Source organism: Corynebacterium sp. HMSC04H06 (assembly GCF_001815935.1).
GTDB lineage: Bacteria > Actinomycetota > Actinomycetes > Mycobacteriales > Mycobacteriaceae > Corynebacterium.
The window spans coordinates 17,279-36,787 of the sequence record NZ_KV823444.1 but is presented as its reverse complement, the minus strand read 5'-3'; the positions used below and the strand labels follow the sequence as shown (position 1 = coordinate 36,787).

The window sequence follows — 19,509 nt, the reverse complement described above, 5'->3', positions numbered from 1 at the left end:
GTTGACCGAGCTGCTCTTCGGCGCGGCGGCAAAGCGCGGGTGGTGTGCCTCGGTCTTGCGCATCCTGGGCGCCGGGTGAGCCATCGGCTTGGCTACCGGGCTGGCCTCGTGCCCGCCCCGGCTGCGGCCGCACTCTGAAACCAACGCCGTGGGGCTGCGCCACCTGACGGATTTTTCTGCTAACCGGCCGCTAGGTGGGCGCTAACCGAACGCTGAACCATCGGCCGGTTAGGCGGCCTGGTCGAAGCCGGTGAACAGTGAGATGGGGGAATGGACGGGGCGGAAGTCGCGGTCGACCAGCCAAATGAAGGTGTGGGCTGTGCCGGAGCTGAGCTCGTGGACGGCATCGATAAGCTCTTTGTCGATGACGGCGCGGACCCAGGCCTCCGGGGTGGTGCTGTCGACGAAGTCGCCGCCGGCGTGGGTAAAGCGGAGGGAGACCACGTAGGCGGGCTCGCGCTCGGCGCCGTAGCCCTTCGCCCGGGCCTTGGCGCGGGGGCCGACGCGGTGGCGAGTGATGGCCACGTTGAGCCCGGGGCTGCCGGCCACGGGTGGCAGGGAGACCGAGGGCGGGCGCCAGTTGACCAGCGGCCGCGCCAGCGAGCGCGGGTGGCGCATGATGCTGGTCAGTGCCCGGGTTTCCTCCCAAGCGGTGAACTGGATTTCGGAGGCCAAGCGGCTAGGGGAGACGGTCGAGGTGGCGGTGGGCTGGGGGCGGTAGTTCGTGTTCTTCATGCCGGAAACGTTAGTGGCTCGACGGGACACAGCCCGCGGAAAATAGAACTCGTGTTCGAATTGGTCTGGCGGATTTGGGGCCACCGGCTAAGCTAGGGATTTACCATGTCAGATACCGTGTCAGATTCCCCGCAGTCCAGCCCAGCCACCCCGGCCATTCCCCGGCAGATCTGGGTGCTGGTGGCCGCTGCCTTCATCATCGCGCTGGGCTATGGGCTGATCGCGCCGCTGTTGCCGCAGTTCGTGGTGAGCTTCGACGTTTCGATGGCCGCGGCGGGCCTAGTCGTGTCGATCTTTTCCGCCTCCCGGCTGCTCTTCGCCCCGGCCTCGGGCTACCTGATTAACCGGATTGGCTCCCGGCGGATCTATCTGACGGGCCTTTTGACCGTGGCGGTGATGACGGGCTTGGTCTCGCTGGCCCAGGCTTATTGGCACATCATCGCGCTGCGCTTTCTGGCCGGGATTGGTTCGACGATGTTCACGGTATCGGCCATGGGGCTCATTGTCAGCCTGTCGCCGGCGCAGATTCGCGGCCGGTGCTCGGCGTTGTACGGGACCGCGTTCCTGCTGGGCAATATCGCCGGGCCGCTGTTGGGCGCCGGGTTGGCGTTCCTGGGCTTCCGCTGGCCGTTTTTCATCTACGGCCTGGGCGTGGCGCTGGCAGCCGGGGTGGTCTGGTGGCTGATGCCGCGCTCGGCGGGAGAGACCACCGCAAAGTCCAGCCTGCCGCCGATGAAGCTTTCGCAGGCTTGGCAGGACACCGCCTTTCGGGCCGCGCTGACCTCCAGCTTCGCCCATGGCTGGGTGAATATGGGGGTGCGCGTGTCGGTCATCCCGCTCTTTGCCGCCGCGGTTTTTGCCAACAGCTCCGCCGCCGCGGGCTACGCACTGGCGGCGTTTGCCGCCGGCAACGCCGTGGTCCTGCAGTTCTCCGGCCGCTGGGCGGATACCTTTGGCCGCCGCCCGATGATCCTGGTTGGCCTGTGCGGTTCGGCCGTTTTCACCTGGCTGCTGGGGCACGCGGACTCGCTGCCCCTGCTGATTGGGTTTTCGGTGTTGACCGGCGCCGCGGCCGGGTTCATTAACCCCGCCCAGCAGGCCACGCTGGCCGACATCATCGGTTCTGAGCGCTCCGGTGGGCAGGTGCTCTCCACCTTCCAGATGGCCATGGATTTGGGCTCCATCTTCGGGCCCGTCGTGGTGGGCGCGCTGGCGGATATCTACGGCTTTAAGACCGCCTTCGCGGTCAGTGGGGCGGTAGCGCTTATGGGCGTTGTCGCGTGGGCTTTCTCCCGCGAGCCGCTGCCTGCCACCCCGGCCAAGCTGCGGGTTATCCCGCGCCTGATTGGGGGACCGCGGCGGCCGCGGAGGCATCGTTAGCCTAGTCGCTACCGTGTGGGACGATGACGGCGCGGCCGGAGGCCTGGCCCGCCTGCAGCTTGCGGTAGGCCTCGAGGCCCTCGCTGAGCGGGTAGGTGGTCTACATCGGCTCGAGGTAGCCGTCGCGGAAGATCTCGACCGGCCAGTGCAGCTCGGGCAGGGTGTCCCAGTAGGTGGAAATCAGCTCGGTCTCGCGCGGCGAGGTCAACCAGGCGAACTCGTACCCAGCCCTCCCAGACCGATGACCAGGACGTACTGGCCGCCCTGGTTGAGCGTCGGCAGGGCCTTCTTGATGGCGCGGTAGGGGGCAGGCCGGCGTCGGCGACGTTCAGCAGGGCCTCCGTGGGTGCTGGGGTGGGGCGTTCGATGTCTTTGAGCTCGGGGAAGCGTGCAGGCCGATGGGGCGGATTGCCTTCATGGTGGTCATGTTATTCCCGAGTTTTCTACCGAAAGGTGCGGGTGTGCGTGGTGCGGATAGGGGATGGGGGCGCTGCCCAGTCTAGTAATTGGGAACCTACTGGACATTGAAAGTGCGCTAGGTTACATTTAGTGCTACTCGCGTCTGGCTGTCGCGCGGGCATCACAGACCTCAACCCGGTTGCCCAAAACCCGGGAGGGCCGTATGCCCCCTATTGGCGTGCGCGCTTCTCGTGGCTTTTCGGGCCCGTCGAAACCCCGATCGACCAGGAGTAAGCAGTGACTACTCAATCCCAACCGCCCGCCGATGAGCGGGTCGAAGCCGCCCCCTTGCCGCGGGTGGACGGCAAGTGGCGCCTGTTCGTCTACAGCGCCATCGGCGCCTTCGTCTTTTTCTTCCCCGTCACCTACGACGGGAAGCAGTCCATCCCGCTGGATCACCTGGTGACCATCATCCAGCAGTATCTGCCCGGGGTCGTGCCGTGGATCATCCTGGCGCTGGCCGCCTACGGTACGTGGCGCTCCATCGCCAATAAGAACTGGGAGCAGGGCCCGCTCCAGGCGGTCTTCACGGTGCTCAACGTCGTGGGGCTGGTGGTCAGCTTCCTGATGGTCATCGACAAGCTACCGTGGGTCCTAGGCGAGGAGGATCTGGTCCCGTTCCTGTGGAATAAGATCGCGGTCCAGGTCGGGCTGATCGTTCCTATCGGCGGGGCGTTTTTGGCCCTGCTCATCGGCTACGGCCTGCTGGAATTCGTCGGGGTGCTCATGCAGTCCATCATGCGCCCGCTGTGGAAGACCCCGGGGCGCTCGGCTATCGATGCCGTCGCGTCCTTCGTCGGCTCTTATTCCCTGGGCATCCTCATTACCGACCGCGTCTACCAGAGCGGCGGCTACACCGCGCGCGAGGCCTCGATCGTGGCCACGGGTTTTTCGACGGTCTCGGCCGCCTTCATGGTCATCGTCGCCAAGTCGCTGGACATCATGAATATCTGGGGCATCTATTTCACCGTCACCCTGGTGGTGACGTTCTTGGTCACCGCGGTGACCGTGCGTATTCCGCCGCTGCGCACCATCCCGGACGAGTATTACCACTCCGCTGAGCCGGACCCGGAGCGCACCGTGCAGGGCAACCGCTTCCGCGAAGCCTGGCGCGAGGCCCTGCAGGCGCTGGCGACGGCGCCGTCGCTGCGCAAGGGCATCGGCGAAAACTTCTTGGACGGGCTGAAGCTGTCGGGGGCCATCGTGCCCTCCATCATGTCCGTCGGGCTCATCGGCCTGCTGCTGGCCCGGTTCACCCCGATCTTCGAGTGGATTGGCTACCTGTTCTACCCGTTCGCTTGGATCGTGCGGCTGCCGGAGCCGGTGCTGGCCGGCAAGGCCTCGGCGATGGGCGTGGCGGAGATGTTCCTGCCGGCCACTGCGGTGGCGGACTCGTCCAGCCTGGTGCTGAAGTTCGTGATCGGGGTGGTCTCGGTCTCGGCGATTATCTTCTTCTCGGCGCTGGTGCCTTGCATCCTGGCGACCAAGATCCCGATCAAGCTCTGGCACATGCTGTCCATCTGGTTCGAGCGGGTGGCCCTGACCATCGTGCTGGCCACCCCGATCGCCTACGTGCTCTTCGAGGTCTTAGGGCTCGGGACTTAAAGCCTGGGGGCTTAAAGCCAAGGGGGCTTTAAGCGTGGGCGGACGCGTGGGTGGCCACGATATCGGCGATGAGCCGGGCCGCCAGCTTGGCGGTCCGGTCGTCGACGTCGAAGTCGGGGTTGAGCTCGACGACGTCGACCAAGCGGAGCTTGCCGGTGGCCGCCGCGGCGAGTGCCATCGCGCGGATTTTGGCGAAGTCCACGCCCAACGATGCCGGGGCGGACACGCCCGGCGCGGCGGCGGCCGGCAGGACGTCGAGGTCGATGGACAGGTGGATGGCCGGCTGGTTCTGCACAGACTTGGCCACCAGGCCGGCGGCCTGGGAGGGGCTGAGATCAATCAGGTCCTCGTCGAGGACGGTCTCCACGCCGAGCTCGTCGGCGGTGTTGAACAGCACCGCGGTGTTGTTGGCCTCGGAGATGCCGAAGACGGAGTAGTCGAAGGCGGCCGGCTGGTCGGGGCAGGCGTTCTGGACGAACTCGGAGATCTGTTTGAACGGCGTACCGGAGGTGGCCCGGTCGGCGGTGCGCAGGTCGAAGTGGGCGTCGAGGTTGACGATCTTCAGCGGCTGCTCGCTATTGCCGCGGAAGGCGCCGCAGTGGGTGGCAAACGCCGTTTCGTGCCCGCCGCCCAGCACCACGGCGAGGTTGCCGTTGCCGACGATGTCGCCGACGCGCCGGCTCAGTTCCGCCTGGGAGCCTTCCAGATCGTCGTTCTGGGTGGTTACGGTGCCGGCGTCGAAGCGGGGGAAGGAGTCGTGGACGGCCAGGCCGCCCAAGGCGGAGCGCAGCGCGGTCGGGCCGGCGGCGGCTCCCTGACGGCCGCCGTTGCGCAGTACGCCCTCGTCGGAGGCGTAACCGATGAGCACGGTGGCATCGGTAGCAGAAGCGGCGCCGTCAGCCGGCAGGGGCTGGACGACGCTGTGCCAGCGGGCGTGTTCGGGGCCGGGGCCGTCGTCGCGGCCGGTCCATTCGGGGGCGGGGGCAAAGAGCGGTTGGTCGCTGATGGTGTTCATAGCCTTCCACTGTAGGCGCTTTGTACCGCGAGTTTGCGGGGAAATTTCCTACAATTGTCGCGTGAGAAAGATTCAGGTGCCCGCCGCCCACAATGCCCTGCGGATTCTGTCGCTGTTGTCTACCATCGACGTGCCGATTTCGGCCGCGCGTATTCGCAGCGAACTGGATCTGCCGCGGTCGAGCACCTATCACCTGCTCAACGAGCTGGTGGAGTCGGGCTTCGTGGTGCACCTGTCGGAGAACCAAACCTACGGGCTGGGGCTGGCGGCGTACGCGATGGCCTCGGCGTATACGACGCAGCAGCCTTTGGTGCGGATGAGCCACCGCTATGTCGAGCAGGCGGCGAACCTGGCGGGCGGGTCCGGGCACCTATCTCGGCTGGCGGGCTCGGAGGTGGTTTACCTGCACGAGGTCCGCAGCCCCGGGGCGGTCTCCCTGGTCACGGAGGTGGGTGTGCGCTTGCAGGCGCTGCGCTCGGCCTCCGGCCGGGTCATGCTGGCCTACCTGCCGGAGGCCGAGGCGCGTGCCACCTTCGCCACCGCGGGGCAAGAGGGTAGCCTGCGGCAGTTCCGCGAGCGCTTGGCCCAGGTACGCGAGCGCGGCTGGGAGGAGGAGACGGAGGAGATCTCGCGCGGTCAGGCATCGTTGGCCGTGCCGGTGCTGGATCACTTGGCGCGCCCGGCCGCCAGCCTGGCGGTGACCTTCGGGGTGGGCCGGCTGGGCGATGCCACCCGCGCGGCCGTCCTCGACCACCTGCAGTCCTCTGCTCGTCAGATAGCGGCGCGGATGTACGGCTCCCGGTAGTGAGGGCAAAGGCCACCGCCCACGGAACAACCGGCCAAAGAGAGGCACAGCATTTTCAGCCAAACGTGCGGTAAATGACACAAATTGGGGTTAGTGTCTGGAAGTAGCGTTCCGCGGCGCACAAGGCTGGGGACGGTCCAGGCTACGAGAAGGAGACAACTGACCATGGCTGAATTTAAGGCTGACAAGACCGCTTTCACGGGCGGAGATAGCAGAGATATTAGGGAAGTGGAAGTAGGGATCGGCGGGCTGAGTATCGCCGAGGTCGTGGCGGTGGCCCGCCACGGCGCACGCGTGACGGTGGCCCCGGACGCGCGGGAAGAGGTGGCGGCCACCCGGCGGCGGGTCGAAGACTTGGCCGCTGCGGAGACGCTGGTCTATGGGATTTCCACCGGCTTCGGCGCGCTGGCCCACCGGCATATACCCGCCGAAAAGCGCGCCCAGCTGCAGCTGTCCCTGGTGCGCTCCCACGCGGCCGGCTCGGGGCCAGAGGTGGAAGAAGAGGTCATCCGCGCGCTGATGTTGCTGCGTCTGTCCACGCTGTGCACGGGGCGCACCGGCGTGCGCCCCGTCGTGGTGGACACTTACGCGGCGGCGCTGAACGCCGGGATCGTGCCGGTGGTCTACGAGTACGGCTCGCTGGGCTGCTCCGGCGATCTGGCCCCGCTGGCGCACTGCGCCCTGGCGCTGCTGGGCGAGGGGGAGGTTCGCGTGGAGGGCAAGCGGCAGCCGGCGGCCGAGGCCTTGGAGGGCGCCGGGATCCAGCCGCTGCAGCTGCGGGAGAAGGAGGGCCTGGCGCTGATCAACGGCACCGACGGGATGCTGGGACAGCTGTGCCTGGCTATCGCGGACCTGGAGGCGCTGGCCCGGCAGGCGGATATCGCGACCGCGCTGACGCTGGAGGGCCTGCAGGGCAGCCTCGACGTCTTCGCCGACGACCTGCAGCAGCTACGCCCGCACCCCGGTCAGGCCGCCGCGGCGGCGAACGTCCGCGCGCTGGCCGCCGCATCGGAGAACCTGTCCCAGGCCCACGACGAGTTCGCGCAGTCGCACGTCCAGGATGCCTACTCGGTGCGCTGCGCCCCGCAGGTGGCCGGCGGCTTCCGGGACACGCTGGAGCACGCCCGCCAGGTGGCCGTCAACGAGCTGGCCGCGGCGGTAGACAACCCGGTCGTGGCCCTGGACGGCCGGGTGGTCTCCAACGGCAATTTCCACGGCGCGCCCGTGGCTTATGTGCTCGACTTTCTGGCGATCGTGGTAGCGGATCTCGCCTCCGTCTCGGAGCGGCGCACGGACCGCTTTTTGGACGTGGCACGCAACCGCGGCCTGCCCGCGTTCGTCGCGGACGATCCGGGCGTGGACTCCGGCCACATGATCGCGCAGTACACGCAGGCCGGCATCGTCGGCGAGCTGAAGCGCCTGGCGGCCCCGGCGTCGGCGGATTCCATCCCGTCGTCGGCCATGCAGGAAGACCACGTCTCCATGGGCTGGTCGGCGGCGCGCAAGCTGCGGCGCGGCATCGACGGCGCACAGCGCGTGGTGGCGATTGAGATCCTGACTGCGGCACGCGGCATCGACCTGCGGGGGACCACCCCCGGCGCCGGCGTGGCCGCGGTGGTGGCAGCGCTCCGGGAACGGGTCCCGGGGGCGGGGCCGGACCGCTACCTGGCCCCGGAAATCGCCGCTGCGGTGCAGATGGTGCAGGACGGCACCTTCCTGCGGGCGGCCGAATCCGCGGTCGGCCAGCTGCAATAAACCAGCGTACACCAGCGCAATCCCGTATCTGAGACAGCTAGGTCCTCGGGTACGGGACTTTTTAGTATGACGCGGGTTACTTTTATTGCACGGCACGCGGTGGAGCACAATCCCACATGTGGTTGCTCCACCTCCGTGCATGTGCGCGGTGCCGCCCACCCACTTCAGGGGTAATCGGGGAGACAGCCCCGGGAAACCGGTCCCCAACGCCCCGGGGAAGGCGAGGCGGCATCGGCAAGCGCGTGCTGACCTGCCGCCGGAATTCAGAGGAAGGAATAGTAAATGTCGGAAGCTCGTGAAGTCCGCGCCCCGCGCGGGACCGAAATTAGCGCCAAGTCCTGGGCCACCGAGGCCCCGCTGCGCATGTTGATGAACAATCTGGACCCGGAGGTGGCCGAGCGCCCCGAGGACCTGGTGGTCTACGGCGGCACCGGCAAGGCTGCCCGCAGCTGGGAGGCTTTCGACACCATCGTGGACACGCTGCGCGACCTCGAGGCGGACGAGACCCTCCTGGTGCAGTCCGGCAAGCCAGTCGGCGTGTTCAAGACCAACGAGTGGGCCCCGCGCGTGCTGATCGCCAACTCCAACCTGGTCGGCGACTGGGCTAACTGGGAGCACTTCCGCGAGCTGGAGGCCGAAGGCCTGATGATGTACGGCCAGATGACCGCCGGGTCCTGGATCTACATCGCCACCCAGGGCATCCTGCAGGGCACCTACGAGACCTTCGCGGCCGTGGCCCGCAAGCGCTTCGACGGCACGCTCGCCGGGACCCTTACCCTGACCGGTGGCTGCGGCGGCATGGGCGGCGCCCAGCCGCTGGCCGTGACCTTGAACGGCGGCGTGTGCCTCATCGTCGACGTGGACGAGACCCGCCTGAAGCGCCGCCAGTCCAAGCGCTACCTGGACGAGGTCGTCACCGACCTGGACGAGGCCCTCAAGCTGGCCCTGGCCGCCAAGGAAGAAAAGCGCGCCCTATCCGTGGGCCTGGTGGGCAACGCTGCGGACGTCTTCCCGGAGATCCTGCGCCGCCAGCGGGCGGGCGAGCTGACCGTGGACGTGGTCACCGACCAGACCTCGGCGCATGATCCGCTCAGCTACCTGCCGACCGAAATCACCGTCTCTGACTGGCACACCGAGGCCCAGTCCGATCCGGCCACCTTCACCAAGAAGTCCCGCGAGTCCATGGCCCGCCAGGTCCAGGCCATGGTCGAATTCCAGGACGCCGGCGCCGAGGTCTTCGACTACGGCAACTCCATCCGCGACGAAGCCCGCCACGCCGGCTACACCCGCGCCTTCGAGTTCCCGGGCTTCGTCCCGGCCTATATCCGCCCGCTGTTCTGCGAGGGCCTGGGCCCGTTCCGCTGGGCCGCGCTGTCCGGCGACCCGGAAGACATCAAGGTCACCGACCAGGCGCTCAAGGAGCTCTTCCCGGACAACGAGCACCTGCACAACTGGCTGGACGCCGCCGAGGAATACGTCGAGTTCGAGGGCCTGCCGGCGCGCATCTGCTGGCTGGGCTACAACGAGCGCCACAAGGCCGGCCTGCGGTTCAACGAGCTGGTCGCCGAGGGCAAGATCTCCGCTCCGATCGTCATCGGCCGCGACCACCTCGACTCCGGTTCCGTGGCCTCGCCGTACCGCGAGACCGAGGCCATGCTGGACGGCACCGACGCGGTGGCCGACTGGCCGCTGCTCAACGCGATGACCGCGGTGTCCTCCGGGGCGACCTGGGTCTCCATCCATCACGGCGGCGGCGTAGGGATGGGCCGCTCCATCCACGCCGGGCAGGTCAGCGTGGCCGACGGCACCGAGCTGGCCGCCGCCAAGCTGCGCTCGGTGCTGACCAACGACCCGGGCATGGGCGTTATCCGCCACGTGGACGCGGGCTACACTCGGGCCCACGACGTCGCCGAAGAACGCGGCGTGCGCATTCCGATGGAGTTTAAGTCCCGCGACTAAAGCGACAAAGCACCGTTTGCCCCCTCGACCAAGCCCGCTGCAGAAAGGCAGGACGCATGACCAAGGTATTTCGCAATATTTCCGAGCTCCGCACGGTAGCCGAAGCCGGCACCATCACTGACGCCGCGCTGGTGGCTGACGACGCCGGCACCATCGCCTGGGTCGGCCCCGCCGCCGAGCTGCCCGGGAAATACGCAGACGCCGAGACCGTTGACCTGGGCGGGCGTGCCGTCCTGCCCGGCTGGGTGGACTCCCACACGCACATGGTCTTCGATGGCAACCGCGCCGAGGAATTCGAGGCCCGGATGGCCGGCGGCGACTACGCAGCCGGCGGAATCGCGGTGACCATGGAGGCCACGCGCTCGGCCGGCGCGGAGCGGCTGAGCCAGCTGGTGCGCGAGCGCGTGGCAGCCGGGCACGCAGGCGGCACCACGACGTTCGAGACCAAGACCGGCTACGGCCTGGAAGTGGACTCCGAGGTCGAGGCCGCCCGGGTGGCCAGCCAGTACGTGGACGAGGTGACCTTCCTCGGCGCGCACCTGGTGCCGCCGGGGCAGGAGGCCGAGGCCTACGTCGAGCAGGTCGTCGGGCCGATGCTGGACAAAGTCGCGCCCTACTGCGGCTGGATCGACGTCTTCTGCGAGCGCGGCGCGTTCAACGAGGAACAATCCCGCCGCGTCTTGGAGGCCGGCCGCGCCGCGGGGCTGGGGCTGCGCGTGCACGGCAACCAGCTGGGCGAGGGCCCGGGCGTGGCGCTGGCCGTCGAGCTCGGTGCCGCCTCCGTCGACCACGTCAACTACTTAAGCGACGCGGACATCGCGCGCCTGGCGGATTCGGAGACTGTGGCGACCATGCTGCCGGCCTGCGATCTGTCCACCAGGCAGCCGCTCGCGCCGGGCCGCACGCTCATCGATGCCGGCGTGACCGTCGCGATCGCCTCTAACCTGAACCCGGGCACGAGCTATACCTCCTCGATGAATTTCTGCGTGACCACGGCGGTGCTCCAGCAGCACCTGAGCCTGGACGAGGCCATCGCCGCGGCCACCCTGGGCGGGGCGAAGGCGCTGCGCCGCCACGCCGTCGACGGCGGCAAGGACGCAGCCGGGCGCCCGGCCAAGGGCCAGCTGGTGGTCGGCGCGGCCGCAGACCTGCACGTGTTGACCGCGGAAAACGCCATTAACTTGGCGTACCGCCCGGGCATGCCGGCCACGTGGCGCACCTACGTAGCCGGGGAATTGGTCGCCGAGAACAGCTAGCCGGCCGGGCCCCAACGCGCCGGGGCTAGTCCCAATGGTGTTTGCCCGCCCATTAGCGTAATGTTGGGCGGGCAATGAGCATTACCGATAACGCCACCGGCGGCGTCAACGAGCCGGAAGAATTTTCTCAACAGTCGGAATCTCAGGACAACGCGCAAGGTGTGGCAGCAGAAGCTGCGGAGAACACCGGGGCTGCGCAAGCTTCTGAGGGCGCCGGCGCCGAATCCCAGGATTCGGCCAATGACAACTCCCAGGGGTTTGACGGCCTAGGCCTGCCAAGCGAAGTGCTTGACGCCGTGGCCAGCGTTGGTTTCACCACCCCTTCTCCCATCCAAGCGGAAACCATCCCGATCCTGATGGAAGGCCGCGACGTGGTCGGCCTCGCCCAGACCGGTACCGGCAAGACGGCGGCCTTCGCGCTGCCGATCCTGGCCCGCATCGACGAGCAGGCCCGCCACCCGCAGGCCCTCGTGCTGGCTCCGACACGCGAGCTGGCCCTGCAGGTCGCGGACTCCTTCCAGTCCTTCGCCGATCACCTGGGCAACATCGAGGTCCTACCGATCTACGGCGGCCAGGCCTACGGCATCCAGCTGTCCGGCCTGCGCCGCGGCGCCCAGATCATCGTCGGCACCCCGGGCCGCGTCATCGACCACCTGGAGAAGGGGTCGCTGGACCTGTCCCAGCTGCGCTTCCTGGTCCTCGACGAGGCCGATGAGATGCTGAACATGGGCTTCCAGGAGGACGTCGAGCGCATCCTAGAAGACACCCCGGATAACAAGCAGGTCGCGCTGTTCTCGGCCACCATGCCAAACAGCATCCGCCGCCTGTCCAAGCAGTACCTGGACAGCCCGGCCGAGGTGACCGTCAAGTCCGAGCGCCGCACCAACGACAACATCACGCAGCGCTTCCTGCTGACCCCGCACCGCGCGAAGATGGACGCGTTCACCCGGATCCTCGAGGTCACGGACTACGACGCCATCATCGTCTTCTGCCGGACCAAGCACGAGACCGAAGAGGTCGCCGAAAAGCTGTCCGATGCCGGCTATTCCGCCGCCGCTATCAACGGCGACATCGCGCAGAACCAGCGCGAGCGCACCGTGGATCAGCTCAAGGACGGCCGCCTGGACATCCTGGTGGCTACCGACGTGGCCGCCCGCGGCCTAGACGTCGAGCGCATCACCCACGTGGTCAACTACGACATCCCGAACGACACGGAGTCCTACGTCCACCGCATCGGCCGCACGGGGCGTGCCGGCCGCACCGGCGAGGCCATCCTGTTCGTTACCCCGCGCGAGCGGCGTATGCTGCGCTCCATCGAGCGCGTGACCAACGCGCGGCTGGAGGAGATGGAGCTACCCACCGTCGACGAGGTCAACGTCAAGCGCAAGGAGAAGTTCGCGCAGTCCATCACGGAGACCCTGGGCGACAAGCAGATGGAGCTCTTCCGCGGCCTGGTTCGCAAGTACTCCGAGGTCAACAACGTCGGCATGGACGACATCGCGGCCTCCCTGGCGGTACAGCTGCAGGCCGGCTCTGAGTTCCTGATGAAGGAACAGCCGGTCAGCAAGAAGGACAAGCGCGACAAGGAGCGCTTCCGCCGGGACGATCGCGGCGACCGCGGCGACAAGCGCGGCGGCCGCTTTAGGGACCGCGACCGGGACCGCGGCCCGAAGCGCCCGGACGGCGACTTTGAGACCTACCGCCTGGACGTGGGCAAGCGCCAGAACGTCCGCCCGGGGGCCATCGTGGGGGCCATCGCCAACGAGGGCGGCCTGTCCTCCAAGGACTTCGGGCGGATCACCATCGCGGTTGGCCACACCTTGGTCGACCTGCCGAAGAACCTGGACCCGGCCGTGCTGGACCGGTTGAAGGACACCCGGATCTCCGGGCAGCTCATCAACATCCAGAAGGACACCGGGCGCCCGCCGCGCCGCGGATTCCACCGCGACGATAACCGCGACAACCGCGGGGGCCGTCGCCGCGACGGCGGACGCCGCGGCGACAAGGGCGGCCGCGGCCGCTGGCACGACTAGCACGCTAACCGGAGAGCTCCACAGCCAGCCAGGGAACCACAGGAAGCCCGGCGCAGTCTATAAAGGCATGCGCCAACGTTTCCTGTGGTTCCTTTGTCTGTGCACTCTGGTTTACCTCTGCGCGCAAGTCGCCCCGTTTGTTAAGCCCGCGGCGCCCGACGGGCTACCGGAGCTTAGCGCTAGCCTGGCACGGGTGGAGGCGATCGAACAGCGCCAGCGCGTGCTGGGCTACGAGCGCGAGGCCTTCGGTTCCGGGTGGGCTGCGGCCCCGCGGTCGGCGTGCACCACCCGGGAGGTCGCCATCCTGGAGCAGACCTCGCAGCTGCGCCGCAGCGGCGCCTGTGACATCAGCCGGGGCAGTCTCCACGATCCTTATGCCGACACCGAGGTGCCCCTGCGCCGCGGGGATATCCCGGTGGAGGTCGACCACGTCTTCCCGCTGTCTGCCGCGTGGGACCTGGGCGCGCACACCTGGTCGGCGCAGCGGCGGCAGGACTTTGCCAACGATCCGCTTAACCTGGTGGTGACCCGGGACGAGGTCAATCGCGACAAGTCCGACGATCTGCCGGCCCGGTGGCTGCCCCCGGCGGCGGGGCAGCGTTGCTGGTATGTGCGCCGGCTGGCGGCTGTCGCCGCGGAATACGGCCTGCCCCTGCCGCGGCGGGACGTCCAGGTCATGCGGGCGCAGTGCCGGTTGACCATTTGACCCGGTTTAACGATAGGGTTAACTGCGGAAGCCGTGTCCCATGCACGGCAGTTTTCCTATGAGCGGCGCTTTCCCTTAGCCGTCGCAAAAACCCGTGAGAAAGGTTCTGGAGCAACTATTATGACTTCTTTGTTCATCGCCGCGCACGTGATCGCCGCGATCTTGCTGTTGGGCCCGGTCACCGTGGCGACGTCGCAGTTCGGCCCGCAGATGCTGAAGGCCGCCGAGGGCGACGACAAGGCCCTCGGTGCCACCCGCACCCTGCACAACATCACCAATTCCTACGGCTATATCTCCGCGATCGTGCCGATTTTGGGTATCGCCGTCTTCCTGATGGATATGTCTACCTACGGCACCCAGGGCCAGTTCCACGCGTCCATCGTGCTGGCGATTATCGCCTGGGCGCTGCTGTTTTTCCTGATCATCCCGCGCCAGAAGCAGGCCATGGCCGCCCTGGCCGGTGAGGGCACCACCGATTTCGCCAAGAATAAGAAGCAGCTGGCCATGTTCAGCGGCATCTTCAACCTGCTGTGGGTTGTCATCGCCATCCTGATGTTCCTCTAAGACCTTAAAGGGGCATCGGCAAGCAAAAATCCCGCTTTCCTGACCGCGCACGAACGCGGCGGGGAAGGCGGGGTTTTTCTTCTGTTTGGGAAGGCGCCGTGCGGGTCAGACGGAACTAGTCCTTGACCTGCTGGGCGGCGTCCTCGAAGGCGACGTCCTCGTCCTTGGAGACGATCTTGACGAGGTTTTCTGCCTGGTCGAACTCGTCCTGGACTTCCTTCGGCGGCTGCTTGGTCGCCAGGGAGACCACGACGGTCACGATGAGCGAGAGGGCGAAGCCCGGGACGATTTCGTAGAGCGTCTCGGTCAGCGCCGGGATGTTGCCCCAGATGATGGTGGTCAGCGCGCCGACGACCATGCCGGCGATGGCGCCGGTGGCGTTCAGGCGCTTCCAGTACAGGGACAAAAGCACCAGCGGACCGAAGGCGGCGCCGAAGCCGGCCCAGGCGAAACCGACCAGACCCAGGATGGAATCCGACGGGTTGATGGCCAGCAGGGCGGCAACCACCGCGACGGCGACGACGGCGGTGCGCGAGAGGTTGATCAGCAGGCCCTGGGAGGGCGACTTCTTGGAGAAGATCTTCCACAGGTCCTCGATGAGCGAGGTGGAGACCACTAGCAGCTGGGAGGACATGGTGGACATGATGGCGGCTAGCACCGCAGTCAGTACCAGGCCGGCCGGCAGCGGGTGGAACATGACCTGGGCCATGTCCAGGAAGACGGTCTCAAAGTTCTCCTGGTCGGTGATGGAGTAGTCGTTCTGGGTGAAAAAGACCGTGGCGGACAGGGCCACGAAGATGGCGCCGAGGACGGACAGGGCCATCCAGGTCACGCCGTAGAACCGGCCCTGGCGGGCATCGGAGGGCTTGCGCAACGCCATGAAGCGAACGATGATGTGCGGCTGGCCGAAGTAGCCTAGGCCCCAGGCGACGTTGCCGATGATGACGCCCGCGGTCACGCCGGAGACCAGGGAGAAGTAGTTCGGGTTCTCCAGCACGCCGTTGGTGGCGTACGGGTTCTCCGCCGCGAAGGAGAAGATATCGGACGGGTTGTCCAGGGAGATGATCGCCATGACGGGCACGATGATGAGCGAGCAGAACATCAAAACGCCCTGGACGACGTCGGTGTAGGACACGGCAAGGAAGCCGCCGACGAAGGTGTAGGCGACGGTGACCGCGGCGATAATCAGCATGCCGGTCAGGTAGTCGCCGCCGAAGGTGGACTCGAAGTAGCGGCCGCCGGAGACCATGCCGGAGGAGACGTAGAAAGTGAAGAAGAAGATGATGATCAGCGCGGCGATAATGCGCAGCAGGCGGGACTTGTCGCGCAGGCGATTTTCGAAGAAGGACGGGACCGTGATGGAGTTTCCGGCCACCTCCGAATAGGCGCGCAGGCGCGGGGCGACCCACTTCCAGTTAGCCCAGGCACCACAGGTCAGGCCGATGGCCATCCAGACCTCGGACATGCCGGTGAGAAAGAGGGCGCCGGGCAGACCCATGAGCAGCCAGCCGGACATGTCGGAGGCGCCCGCGGACAGGGCCGCTACGAAGGGGTGTAGCCCGCGCCCGCCCAGAACGTAGTCGTCGTATTGATCGGTTTGCTTGTAGCTCCAGTAACCGATGGCGAGCATCGCGAAGATATAAATGATGATCGCGATGACATACCAGGTTGAGGTATCCACGAAGGCTCCTTGCAGTAATTGATGTGTAAAACAGTGCGCCACCCGGGCGCGATAAAGCTCAAGCGGCCCAGGGGCAGGAAAGAACGGTTGCCTACAGAGTCTTTTTCCCAGGTGGTGCCGTGGGAGTATGACCTGCGGAACATAACAAGGGTAACGAGACTCACAGAACTGCCCAAGCTATGAAACTCCCCCTCACAGGTGCGTGGAAGGGTTTTATGAAGCAATGAGGAGGTTCACCACCGTTTATAACGAGACGGTAACAATCGCAGGTGGTGGGCGTCCCACCGTCGTTTGCGCGGAAAACGCCCCGTTTCCTCCCCTCAAAGGAGGGTAGGCATCTGTGCTGGCCAGTGGCCTAAGTGGGCATCTAAGTGGGGGCGGCAGGCCAACGCCCCCAAACAGTGTGGCTGGCGGAAAAGGTCGCGTGTAGGCCATCGGTGTTAGACTATTCGGCATGTCTGGATACCTTCTGCACGGCCTGTGGCTGCCTGTGTCTGGGTTTAGCCTGTGGGTCGAACAGGTGGAGGGGCACAAGATCGTTACGCCCGCCTCCGTGCCGGAAGGGACCTTTCCAGAAGCCGTCGAGAGCCTGCTTTCCAAGAAGTCTTTCCGCAACCGCGCCCGGGTCTCGCTGCGCACGCCGAAGGGTAAGGACGTCTCGCTCATGGCGCCGATGGCCATGTTCGGGCCGCAGGACGCCATCGTGGCGCTGTCCCAGTTATCCTTCTTGGACGAGCGGACACCGGCGGCGACCGCCGAACAACGCGCCTCTATTGCCCCAGATCTCTATTGGCTCATCCGGGCCTACCGCGGGCTGGCCAAGTTCGTGCGCGCGGGGCGCGTGACCATCCGCCTGTCCTACCAGGCGGGCGAGTGGTTCCCCATGTGGCAGCTGGCCGCCGGGCTGGGGGAGCGCGGCTGGCTGGCGGAGATGATCGCCGCGGCCCCGGGGATTTTGACCATCAATAACCGGTCCCTGTCGGACGACCTCATCGATGAGCTCACCCACTGGATCGCCTTCATGGAGCTCAAAGACCTGCTGCACACGCCGCGCCCGTACGCCTGGCACGATTTCGCGCAGGCCATGCTGACCACCTCGCCCATTAAGCGCGGCCGGGCGCAGCTGCTGCGGGGCTTGAATGAGTGGAAGGACTCGATCGCCTCGGTCGACCTGCAGCTGGTCATCATCGTCGAGGAACCCGGCGAAGAAGAGACCTTACTGGAGCCCTCCCAGGCGGTGTGGCCAGTGCGCCTGCGGGTCCGCTCCGGCACGGACTCGCCGCAGCCCATCCGCGTCGATCAGCTCGACGCCCGCTCGGTGGAGAAGCTGCGCGACTCGCAGCGCCGGGCCATCGGCATTGCCCCCGCGCTCAACCCCAGCTCCTCGCGGCCCGCACCCCGCTGGTACGACAACGCCGGGGACTGGGACGTCTACCTGAGCACGGACGCGCTGGTGCAGTTCATCGGCAGCGACGTCTCCGCACTCAAGGCCGCCGGCTTCACTGTGATGTTGCCCAAGGCCTGGGCGCAGGCGGAAACCAAGGCCCAGCTGGAAACCCGCGAGGTCACGGACCCCGCGGTTGCGGCCACCAAGTCGCAGGTGGGCCTGGAGAAGCTGGTCGAATACGACTGGCACATCTCCGTCGGCGACGTGCAGCTGAGCGAACAAGAAATGGAGGAGCTGGTCAACTCCAAGTCGGGGCTTATCCGTCTACGCGGCGAGTGGGTCATGGCGGACACGCAGGCGCTCAGCCGCATTACCGACTACATGGACAAGCTCAACCAGACGGCCTACAAGCGCCGGAAGAAACAGCTGGAGGCGGCCGCCAAGGAGGCCGAGCGCGCCCGCCTGCTGGAAACGCCGGGCTGGGAGCAGCTGGTCGCCGACGTAGAGCGCCAGCTCGCCGAGTTCAACCAAGCGGACAAGGACACGGACGAATTCGGCGAGGTCACCCTCGCCGAGCTGCGCCAGCTGGCCCTGGAATCCATGGCCAACGAGCCGATCGAATTTACCGGCTCGAAGTGGTTCAACGGCCTGCTGGGAGGCATGGACACCATCGCCCCGCAGCGCGTCGCGGTGCCGGACACCGTGCATGCGGAGCTGCGCGAATACCAGCGCCGCGGCGTCGACTGGCTGTACTGGATGTCGCAGAACAATATCGGCGCCGTGCTGGCCGATGACATGGGCCTGGGCAAGACCCTCCAGTTGCTGACCCTGCTGGCGGTCGAAAAGGAAAAGGCCCGCAAGGACGGCAAGGAGCTCGGCCCCACCCTGGTGGTCGCACCGACGTCCGTCGTGGGCAACTGGGCGCGCGAGGCCGCGCGTTTCGTCCCGGATTTCACCGTCCTGGTCCAGCACGGATCCGGCCGCCTGAAGGATAAGGAGCTGCTGACCGCGGCTGCCGATGCCGACCTGGTCATCACCTCCTACGGCACCGTCGGCCGCGACTTCAAGCAGCTCGGCCTAGTCGAGTGGGACCGCGTGGTCCTCGACGAGGCGCAGGCGATTAAAAACTCCGCGACCCGCAGCTCCCGGGCAGTGCGCTCCCTGCCGTCGCGCCACCGCGTTGCGCTGACCGGCACGCCGGTGGAAAACCGCCTGTCGGAGATGCGTTCCATCCTGGACTTCTGCAACCCCGGCATCCTGGGCTCGACCAGCTTTTTTCGCAACCACTTCGCTAAAGCCATCGAGCGGGAGCAGGACCCCACCATGACCGAGCGCCTGCGCCTGCTCACCGCGCCGTTTATCATGCGCCGGCTGAAGACGGACCCGAAGATCATCGACGACCTGCCGGAGAAGTCCGAGCAGATCCTCACCGTGTCCATGACCGCCGAGCAGGCCTCCCTCTACAAGGCCTTCGTGGACGACGTCCAGGTCCAACTCGAACAGCGCCAGGGCATGGCCCGCCGCGGGCTAGTACTGTCCTCGCTGACCCGCATCAAGCAGATCTGCAACCATCCGGCCCACTTCCTAGGCGACGGCTCGCCGGTGACCATCAAGGGCAAGCACCGCTCCGGGAAGGTCGCCGAGCTCATGCGGATTGTCGACGAATCGATCCAGGCCGGCGAGCGCCTGCTGGTCTTCACCCAGTACCGCGCCTTCGGCGATATTTTGAAGCCCTACCTGAGTGAGCAGCTGGGGCGGGAAATCCCGTTCCTGCACGGCGGGGTCATCAAGAACAAACGCGACCAGATGGTCGAGGACTTCCAAGACCCGGATGGCCCGCCGGCGATGATCCTGTCGCTCAAGGCCGGCGGCACGGGCCTGAACTTGACCGCCGCCAACGTGGTGGTGCACATGGACCGCTGGTGGAACCCCGCGGTGGAAAACCAAGCCACCGACCGCGCCTTCCGCATCGGCCAGCGTAAAAACGTCCAGGTCTACAAGATGATCACCGCCGGCACCTTGGAGGAGAGCATCCAGGATATCCTGGACGGCAAGACCAACCTGGCCGGCTCCGTGGTCGGCGAGGGCGAAGGCTGGCTCACCGAGCTGGATCCGGAGCAGCTGGCTTCCCTGATGAGCTACCGGGGCAGAGAGTAGGAGGACGAGGAC

The 19,509-nt window shown here is 66.7% G+C and carries 13 protein-coding genes; 10 read left to right on the top strand and 3 right to left on the bottom strand.

The genetic code is table 11. The annotated features are described in order from the left end of the window. Positions 1-228: 228 nt before the first annotated feature. Positions 229-735 (bottom strand): hypothetical protein, encoded by a 507-nt coding sequence (locus HMPREF3067_RS09060; protein ID WP_070769401.1) that lies wholly within the window; start codon positions 733-735, stop codon positions 229-231. A 105-nt stretch (positions 736-840) separates the two neighbouring features. Here HMPREF3067_RS09060 and HMPREF3067_RS09055 point away from each other — a divergent pair, with 105 nt between their 5' ends. Then, a complete protein-coding gene (locus HMPREF3067_RS09055) occupies positions 841-2,115 on the top strand; it encodes an MFS transporter (RefSeq protein WP_070769400.1) in 1,275 nt (424 codons plus the stop codon). Positions 2,116-2,862: 747 nt separating this feature from the next. Continuing rightward, positions 2,863-4,179 carry a YjiH family protein gene (locus HMPREF3067_RS09050; RefSeq protein ID WP_070769436.1) on the top strand — a complete coding sequence of 439 codons (1,317 nt, stop codon included), beginning with the start codon at positions 2,863-2,865 and terminating at the stop codon, positions 4,177-4,179. Positions 4,180-4,207: 28 nt separating this feature from the next. Here HMPREF3067_RS09050 and hutG read toward each other — a convergent pair whose 3' ends face one another. Continuing rightward, positions 4,208-5,194: a formimidoylglutamase gene (gene hutG / locus HMPREF3067_RS09045; protein WP_070769399.1), complete on the bottom strand. Its 987-nt coding sequence runs from the start codon at positions 5,192-5,194 to the stop codon at positions 4,208-4,210. Positions 5,195-5,255: 61 nt separating this feature from the next. Here hutG and HMPREF3067_RS09040 point away from each other — a divergent pair, with 61 nt between their 5' ends. The 7 genes from HMPREF3067_RS09040 (at position 5,256) to HMPREF3067_RS09010 (ending at position 14,272) form a co-directional block, all read left to right on the top strand. Then, positions 5,256-5,999, top strand: a complete 744-nt coding sequence (locus tag HMPREF3067_RS09040; RefSeq protein ID WP_070769398.1) for an IclR family transcriptional regulator — start codon at positions 5,256-5,258, stop codon at positions 5,997-5,999. 165 nt (positions 6,000-6,164) lie between these two features. After that, positions 6,165-7,754 carry a histidine ammonia-lyase gene (hutH, locus tag HMPREF3067_RS09035; RefSeq protein ID WP_083319242.1) on the top strand — a complete coding sequence of 530 codons (1,590 nt, stop codon included), beginning with the start codon at positions 6,165-6,167 and terminating at the stop codon, positions 7,752-7,754. Between the two features lie 282 nt (positions 7,755-8,036). After that, entirely contained in the window at positions 8,037-9,713 is a 1,677-nt protein-coding gene (locus tag HMPREF3067_RS09030) for a urocanate hydratase (protein ID WP_070769397.1), read from the top strand. A 56-nt stretch (positions 9,714-9,769) separates the two neighbouring features. Next, the gene (hutI, locus tag HMPREF3067_RS09025; protein WP_070769396.1) at positions 9,770-10,969 is read left to right on the top strand and encodes an imidazolonepropionase; all 1,200 of its coding nucleotides are present in this window, start codon (positions 9,770-9,772) and stop codon (positions 10,967-10,969) included. Between the two features lie 74 nt (positions 10,970-11,043). Beyond that, positions 11,044-13,002, top strand: a complete 1,959-nt coding sequence (locus HMPREF3067_RS09020; protein WP_070769395.1) for a DEAD/DEAH box helicase — start codon at positions 11,044-11,046, stop codon at positions 13,000-13,002. Between the two features lie 193 nt (positions 13,003-13,195). Beyond that, on the top strand, positions 13,196-13,708 hold the full coding sequence (locus HMPREF3067_RS09015; RefSeq protein ID WP_246819282.1) for an HNH endonuclease family protein: 513 nt from the start codon (positions 13,196-13,198) through the stop codon (positions 13,706-13,708). Between the two features lie 120 nt (positions 13,709-13,828). Further along, on the top strand, positions 13,829-14,272 hold the full coding sequence (locus HMPREF3067_RS09010) for a DUF2269 domain-containing protein (protein ID WP_070769393.1): 444 nt from the start codon (positions 13,829-13,831) through the stop codon (positions 14,270-14,272). 115 nt (positions 14,273-14,387) lie between these two features. On the opposite strand, the gene putP is transcribed toward HMPREF3067_RS09010, so the two are convergent. After that, positions 14,388-15,953 carry a sodium/proline symporter PutP gene (gene putP, locus HMPREF3067_RS09005; RefSeq protein WP_083319241.1) on the bottom strand — a complete coding sequence of 522 codons (1,566 nt, stop codon included), beginning with the start codon at positions 15,951-15,953 and terminating at the stop codon, positions 14,388-14,390. A 454-nt stretch (positions 15,954-16,407) separates the two neighbouring features. Here putP and HMPREF3067_RS09000 point away from each other — a divergent pair, with 454 nt between their 5' ends. Beyond that, the gene (locus tag HMPREF3067_RS09000; protein ID WP_070769392.1) at positions 16,408-19,497 is read left to right on the top strand and encodes a DEAD/DEAH box helicase; all 3,090 of its coding nucleotides are present in this window, start codon (positions 16,408-16,410) and stop codon (positions 19,495-19,497) included. Positions 19,498-19,509: the final 12 nt, after the last annotated feature.

Coding starts and splice junctions, on each gene's coding strand:
- hutH (WP_083319242.1), top strand. CDS start 6,165: ATGGCTGAATTTAAGGCTGACAAGACCGCTTTCACGGGCGGAGATAGC.
- HMPREF3067_RS09055 (WP_070769400.1), top strand. CDS start 841: ATGTCAGATACCGTGTCAGATTCCCCGCAGTCCAGCCCAGCCACCCCG.
- HMPREF3067_RS09030 (WP_070769397.1), top strand. CDS start 8,037: ATGTCGGAAGCTCGTGAAGTCCGCGCCCCGCGCGGGACCGAAATTAGC.
- hutG (WP_070769399.1), bottom strand. CDS start 5,194: ATGAACACCATCAGCGACCAACCGCTCTTTGCCCCCGCCCCCGAATGG.
- HMPREF3067_RS09020 (WP_070769395.1), top strand. CDS start 11,044: ATGAGCATTACCGATAACGCCACCGGCGGCGTCAACGAGCCGGAAGAA.
- HMPREF3067_RS09010 (WP_070769393.1), top strand. CDS start 13,829: ATGACTTCTTTGTTCATCGCCGCGCACGTGATCGCCGCGATCTTGCTG.
- HMPREF3067_RS09000 (WP_070769392.1), top strand. CDS start 16,408: ATGTCTGGATACCTTCTGCACGGCCTGTGGCTGCCTGTGTCTGGGTTT.
- hutI (WP_070769396.1), top strand. CDS start 9,770: ATGACCAAGGTATTTCGCAATATTTCCGAGCTCCGCACGGTAGCCGAA.
- HMPREF3067_RS09060 (WP_070769401.1), bottom strand. CDS start 735: ATGAAGAACACGAACTACCGCCCCCAGCCCACCGCCACCTCGACCGTC.